The sequence below is a fragment of the Deltaproteobacteria bacterium genome, from assembly GCA_019309045.1.
Lineage (GTDB): Bacteria > Desulfobacterota > Syntrophobacteria > BM002 > BM002 > JAFDGZ01.
The window spans coordinates 1-6,396 of sequence record JAFDGZ010000171.1; the positions used below are offsets into that span (position 1 = coordinate 1).

The following is a 6,396-nucleotide window of genomic DNA, read 5'->3' on the forward strand; positions in this document are numbered from 1 at the left end:
TTTTTGTTTACTATATTATCCTGTCCGTCCATCGAAGTAAACCATAGTGGCTGGGTTGTTCGAACACCTCTCCAAGAGGAACCCTTCATTCCAGGGCTGGCTCGAATCAAGCCGGCTAATTCATCATGCATACTGCCGCAGTCTGGTTTCTAGCAAAATACCTGGTCCCTTTCCCATTGACATTTGCAGTGAGATTGGAGTACTGATAAACAGATAAAGAGCCAGTTGGAATCCCCACATTTCGATGCCTGCTCTGCAATATGACCGTTTACTTATGAACCAGGCCAACGATTTTACCGCTCGAGAGGAGGCACCATGAAAGTTCAACATATCATGACAACAGAGGTGGTGACCCTTCATGTCAACGAGGAGCTTTCTCTTGCCAGCGACATCATGAACTTGGCGCGAATTCGCCATCTGCCTGTTGTTCTTGTAGGCATTATCAGCCAGCGAGATCTCTACAAGGCCTCCCTGGCTTCCGTCATGGGCTATAACTATGCAGAGACAAGAAATCATCTCAAGAAGGTTCCCATCAAAGAGGTGATGATAACCGAGCTCCACACCATTGACCCCGATACGGACGTTCACGAAGCTGGCCTGATCATGCTGGAAAAAAAAATCGGCTGCTTGCCTGTAGTTCAGGGAGGACGTCTAGTTGGCATGGTCACGGAAACTGATATCCTGCGATACTATATTGAGCACCATCGAAATTGCCCTGAAGAAAAAGCACCGGAGTGATCACCTCCTATCCCTGGTGGCATCTTCTACCCATAAGTGGAATCAAATTTCATATAATGAAACCTGAAGTAGCAACAGTACTGACAGGTGATCCCCACTGGTGTTCAGTAACTAATGAGAAATAAAAGACTTTTCTAAAAATAAACAGATGGCATATTTCTTGATTTAGCGAATCGCTGAGAGAAAGGCATAGCAAAATTCATCTTTGTCTAGATAAAATAATAAGGAATAATTACTTGAAACAAGATCACCATGTTAGTTTTTGAGGTGAGGAAACGATTGTAAACAAAAATAAGCATTAATATTTTGCAAAAATAATTTAGAAAAGTGTTATGGAAGCAATTCATAGATTAGAAAAAGTATTCTATGAGTTTAAAGATAGGTATTATGATACCTTTACTAAATATTTACCTTATTTAGACCTTTCATTTCTTTGTGCATATTTGTCAGCTACTACAATAGATGCGGTAATAACTTTAAAATACATAACAAAATATCATGATGAAGCCCATAAGTTCACTTCTTTCATGATGGAAACTTATGGTATTAGAGAAGGTCTTTTAAGAACTCAAGGAATAGAACTCTTGCAACTTGCTTCACTCATAGGTATCGCTTATGTGATATGTGAGGTCTGGCACCTTGTTAAAGGTAAAGACATCAATCTTGAAGTGAGATTTGGCTTGATTTATATTTATATGTCTATTGGCATAGTCAAACATCTTTATGGGATTCTTTCGTGGTTGTAACTACATCCGGCCAGTTTTTGACTTTTGCTCGAGCGGCTTGCCCCTTTTGCTGATTATCTGGCAATAGGCAGCCTGTAGCCGAAGAACATGACTCAGAAGCCAGAAAATCCTTGCAGACTCAAGAAGCGCATTGTTGCCAACCAATCTACCAGGCACGGCGGTTGGTGGCTATCCTGGCGGCAGTCTCTGAGGAGCCGGAAAATCCGCTTGCAGAGCTGGTTGTGGAAATGCTTCTATCCTCTGCACGTCTGGAGCCGGGTTGTGTGCTGTTGCAGCTGGTTCTTGAAGCAATACGACAGCTTGTTGTGGCAGCCGCTCCTGCGCCGCTGGCTTCAGCAAGATGACAAGAACGATCCTGGCAAAGGGATGACAGAGAGGTCCTATGTCTGCTGTCAATGCGGCAGGACACAATTTCTGGCGCTTGTTGTGCAGCTGGCGGACAAGACGGAGTTTTTCTGTAGTGCCCAGTGCAACAAAGACTACATGCAGTCACTCGTTTGTGATTCCAATCCGAAGCCATCGAAAGACCTGCCTGTGAAGGAAGATCATTTGCAGTAATCACAGGCAGCAGAAACTGCCGATGCTGGCGCCCTTCCTCGAGCTGCTTTTCCCTAGAGCAGCGCTCGACTCCCGGCAACCTTCTTGTTGGTCTTGCCGAATTTCCACTAGATACAGCTGTTAATTCGCTTGACATCATTGTAGGCGGCAGGCATAAATACAGCATTTTACAGATGGAGTGACCGAAGAGAGGAGATGGTTGCAAAGAGGGAGTGTTGCATGAGCGGGCAAGCATTTTGCGGGAAAGAAACTGGCACTGCCCGGCCTGGAAGTCTGCAGCGCTGTATGGGACTTTTCGTCATGGTGTGCTTTCTGCTTTCCGGCTGCACCATGGTGGGACCGAACTTTAACAGACCACAAACGCTCGAGGCTGGTAAGTGGCTGGAAGCTGGCACAGCCCATGGCCACCAGGGAGTAGGGGCCCACCGCACCATACAGAATGGGCACGATAACCAGAAAACCGCTGCCAAAAATAGAGGCCAGTGGTGTGGCGGTTGCACGGAAAAGATTCTTGCTGTTTCCAGTCATAAATCTGTCTCTCTGTATCTGTAAAGGATGACTGATATTTCTGCCCAGCCAAATTTTTGTGAGTTCCTCCCGACTCGCCTGGCGGCGATGCCAAGCTCACAGCAAATGGCAATCCTCGAGAAAGTGTTGTCGCCAGCGGGTTCACCGGCGCAGGCAGTCGCACTTCCTCGCCGCTTGCCGCCTGGGGTGAGATTCTATTTTGCTATCAACCGAAGATCGTAAAAAGTAACCTTCTTAAAAACGGCGAAGCACGGCAGCCATTTGCCTCCAGGAGTAGACGGTATGGATACCATAGGCAGTTTGAAAAGAAAGGTCCTCAGACAACAGAAACAGATAGATGCCCTGGTCACCACACAGACGTTTTTGTTCGGTTTTCTCTGCAGCCTTGCCAATGTTGACATGAGTATCCCGGCGAGAACGCTGGCCGAGATGTTGCGGGACCCGGAGGTGCGGGAAAATCAGTACTTCTTTGCTCAGCTCAGCCGCTTGCAAGAGATGAGTCAAAGCGCTGCCACCCATGAACAGGAGCGCAGCACGAAACTGCCGCCATGGTTTCACGGAGTGATCGACGGAGGACTTTCCGGATCTGAAAAAGACGAAGAAGAGTAATGTGAGCCTTGATGATCTGGATAGAAAGGAGACGAATTTCCCATATCAGGAAGACGGGATATGAAGCGCGGTTTGACCTAAATTGTTTCCCTGCCTCTCATGATCCCTCTCTTTTCAGGCTTCACCCAGAACCAGCTAAAGAGCACCACTGCACCAAAAAAGGTGTAGACAGCTGTAAAGACCCATTGTGGTGCTTCATAATACACCAGTCTGCCGAGCCAGTGCTGGATGAAGCTTCCGGCATAGGGTTGCTGCCCGGTCTCTTGCCTGAGTGCGCTTTCCCAGACCGTCAGGGGGCACGATCGGTTCAACCACGTTTGCCCTACCACCACAGCAATTACCAGCAGGTGCCGTTTGCCCTACCACCACAGCAATTACCAGCAGGTGCAGCACCCGGAAGCAGAGGTGGCGCACCCAGTGCCAGCCTCGGAAAAATCCAATTACAATGCAAACTTCGCCTCCCACCACAAAGGCAATGAGTAAAAAGTGCATCACGAGAATCAGGTCTGCCAGCAATGAGTACACCTCAATCAGTCCTGTCTGGGATAAGATAAATTATAGGTGCTAACCGGGAGGTGATTGCCGAAATATCCAGGTTGGCGCAGGCCTCCCCATGAATCCTGCCTGGACTGCTTTTACCATCAGGTCTGCCGTGCGCTCCTTTTGACAGGCCGTGCCGTAGATAATCGGGTGCATTCTTACTCCGGCAGAAGTGGTGAGCCATTCCTGATCTGGCACTCTTCAAACTCCGGTGAACAATACACGAAACCAATATGCTGTCATTGTTTACAGAAGGCATTATGTGACTATTTGAGCTTGGCCCACGAGCTACTCTAATGGAGGATTCAACTGCTAGCGGACAGCGGAACTTCTATTCTGTCACCCTAGACATGACTTTGCTCTGTCTGTAGGCGAGCTCCAGTTCCGTTGCTGCTGATCTCAGTCTCTTATCAGATGTCCACAGAGGTATCCCTGACAAATGTGCTGAGGCCAGGAGGTTCGCATCGACAAAACCAAGCCCTTTGCCCATCAGACTATGTGTATCGATGAAGTAGAGGAGTTCATTAAATAGTACAGTAGGAGTCATGGGAAGTGACTGGAGAAGGTCCAAGAATTCATCTCTGTTTCTGAGATTTCCGCACGCCAGCTCGCCGATCACGAAAGGATGACAAACTACCTTTGCGTCCAGGAGCAGTTCTTCAAGGTGTCGGCTGCCCCGACGGAGATGAGTAACCCATATGGAGGTATCAACGATAACCAAACCTAGGACTTCGCTAGTCTCCGCCTCGGAATAGGACGGAGATCCTTTTCTGTGCCTCCCAATCTGGCGAGTCGTTTACTACTCTCAAGGGCTATCAATGCTTCCAGGCCAAGTCGAACTAGAGCGGTCTTCTCCTTGATGCCGGTCAGACGTGAAGCCTTTTCCAGAATCTCGTCGTCTATGTTCAATGTTGTCCTCATATGTATATATATGCATTATTTATGCATATATGTCAATGGTATTTTAGTGAGAACAATTATTGGGGCCCGGCACTCAGGTCAGTGGAAGGATAAAGCATGGCGTAACTGACATCCGAGGGCCGTGCTATAACAAGAAACTATCCCGGAACAGACCCCCCGGTGCTCCTTGGCCGGCTGCTCCTCCGATTGGCCACCTGACAATCTAGGCTTCGGACTGTTTGTTTGTATGTTGCAGCAGCTTGCCAATTGAGTGGCCCCACCTGATGGCACCGTCTGTCAGCGCCTTCTTGAAACCAGAAATAGTCACTTTTTGATACTTGGACCCCACCCTCGACTTTGAAAATTCAATGTATCTCTCGAGCTCATCATCACTCAAGGTCCTGTAGGTGTAAAGAATTGACATAATTACCTGTGGCCTGAGCATGGCTTTGAGATCGGCGCGAACCTTTTCCAATTCTCCCATGATTTCGTCAGGTGGAATCTGTGCTTCCGGGGGAAGTGTGGCCACTATAGCTGCTGTAACTGCAAACTGGGTATTCATACTGATTGTGACGTTTGCCTCTGTTGCCTGGGTGACCGCATCGAATTCTTGCACCAGCCTCAAACGAGCCTTGGATGGCGGAGATTCTTGCATCTTTATGGCGTACGCCTGAATTTCATTTAGTATCTCCGGGGTCGTAGCGGCTTCTTCAAGCTGCCTGCATTTTTTTCCGAGGGGTGAGTCGAGCCATTGCAAGACTTGCTTGATGTCAGCACGGCTCATCTCAGTTGCAACTTCTTCCAGCATGGTCTTCTTGAAAAGTTCTTCTGTGAACGATTGTTTTATCAAGCGCCTGATATCTGCAGTAATGTTCTGAGGCAAACGTTGCAGATGTTCATCTCGGGCTACGGCCTGGTCAAAACCCGCCTGTATGATGAGAGGAAATTGTTCTACCTGTTTTTCCATGCCTGATTTTACATACAGTTCATTCATCAGAGCGTCTTCAGGACTCTGGGCATGGACAGCAAGAGGCAACAAGAACAGCAGAGCAACGAAGAGACATTTTCTATAAAGCATGGTATCTCCTTTTCACGTCCAATGGTGCTTCGACCTGTCCTGGTGAACAGAGTTCAGCGCTGCGGCAATAAATGAATCGGATCGCCCGAGGATTGCAGAGAATGACCGAAGTTCCAGGCGCCAGCTTTGATGTTTCATGAGTATTAAATGCCTTACTGTCAACACAAGCGTGCTCCCGGCAGCCGCGAGATCCAGACTCCAGGTTGACCCTGGCCCGCCCGGCAGTCCTGTCAAGAGGTGATTCGTGAAATGTCAAAGCCAGGTCGAATCCCTCTGCCTTGAACCTTCCCAAGGCAGCCCAGTTTCATCTCATCAGAAGGGGGAAATCAGGACGTGCAGAAGGGCAGGGCAGTGTCAATGTCAGGTAGATCGTCAGGAAAGTGCGCGCCCGAGAACCCCATGTCAGTGGGATTCGATGCAATTTCAATACCACTAAGACTTCGGCTATACTAAACATTGCAATCATGCAGGCTGAAACTCTTCAATACTTCAATATTCCTGGATTGTCAAGTAGTTATGCTTGCGATCCAGTATGATTCTTTTTAACCTGGTTAACAATTCGCTTTGCAACGTTGGAACAAATTTTCTAACTTTAATAAAATCATTCAGCAGGAGAGAGCCTGGCAACATGAAAAAGATTCTGGTGCCGCCACCCATCTCGGGCGGTCTTATGCTTTCTTATAAATGTTCCGCTGCCTG

Annotated in this window: 8 protein-coding genes and 1 pseudogene; 5 read left to right on the forward strand and 4 right to left on the reverse strand. The window is 48.0% G+C overall.

The features are described 5' to 3' along the window. The first annotated feature begins 315 nt into the window (after positions 1–315). The 5 genes from JRI89_17275 to JRI89_17295 all read left to right on the forward strand — a co-directional run bounded on the left by JRI89_17275 (position 316) and on the right by JRI89_17295 (position 3,179). A complete protein-coding gene (locus JRI89_17275) occupies positions 316–738 on the forward strand; it encodes a CBS domain-containing protein (GenBank protein MBW2072983.1) in 423 nt (140 codons plus the stop codon). A gap of 332 nt (positions 739–1,070) precedes the next feature. Continuing rightward, positions 1,071–1,484, forward strand: a complete 414-nt coding sequence (locus tag JRI89_17280; protein ID MBW2072984.1) for a hypothetical protein — start codon at positions 1,071–1,073, stop codon at positions 1,482–1,484. A gap of 87 nt (positions 1,485–1,571) precedes the next feature. Beyond that, complete coding sequence (locus JRI89_17285; protein ID MBW2072985.1) at positions 1,572–2,042, forward strand: hypothetical protein; 471 nt, start codon at positions 1,572–1,574, stop codon at positions 2,040–2,042. Positions 2,043–2,261: 219 nt separating this feature from the next. Continuing rightward, positions 2,262–2,594 carry a hypothetical protein gene (locus JRI89_17290; protein MBW2072986.1) on the forward strand — a complete coding sequence of 111 codons (333 nt, stop codon included), beginning with the start codon at positions 2,262–2,264 and terminating at the stop codon, positions 2,592–2,594. 258 nt (positions 2,595–2,852) lie between these two features. After that, a complete protein-coding gene (locus tag JRI89_17295) occupies positions 2,853–3,179 on the forward strand; it encodes a hypothetical protein (protein MBW2072987.1) in 327 nt (108 codons plus the stop codon). Between the two features lie 77 nt (positions 3,180–3,256). On the opposite strand, the pseudogene JRI89_17300 reads toward JRI89_17295, so the two are convergent. The 4 genes and pseudogenes from JRI89_17300 to JRI89_17315 form a co-directional block, all read right to left on the reverse strand. Continuing rightward, positions 3,257–3,671, reverse strand: a pseudogene (locus JRI89_17300) (DUF2784 domain-containing protein). Positions 3,672–4,050: 379 nt separating this feature from the next. Continuing rightward, complete coding sequence (locus JRI89_17305; GenBank protein ID MBW2072988.1) at positions 4,051–4,440, reverse strand: PIN domain-containing protein; 390 nt, start codon at positions 4,438–4,440, stop codon at positions 4,051–4,053. Positions 4,441–4,442: 2 nt separating this feature from the next. Beyond that, the gene (locus JRI89_17310; GenBank protein MBW2072989.1) at positions 4,443–4,640 is read right to left on the reverse strand and encodes a type II toxin-antitoxin system VapB family antitoxin; all 198 of its coding nucleotides are present in this window, start codon (positions 4,638–4,640) and stop codon (positions 4,443–4,445) included. A gap of 202 nt (positions 4,641–4,842) precedes the next feature. Further along, the gene (locus tag JRI89_17315; GenBank protein MBW2072990.1) at positions 4,843–5,697 is read right to left on the reverse strand and encodes a DUF2059 domain-containing protein; all 855 of its coding nucleotides are present in this window, start codon (positions 5,695–5,697) and stop codon (positions 4,843–4,845) included. Positions 5,698–6,396 lie beyond the last annotated feature (699 nt).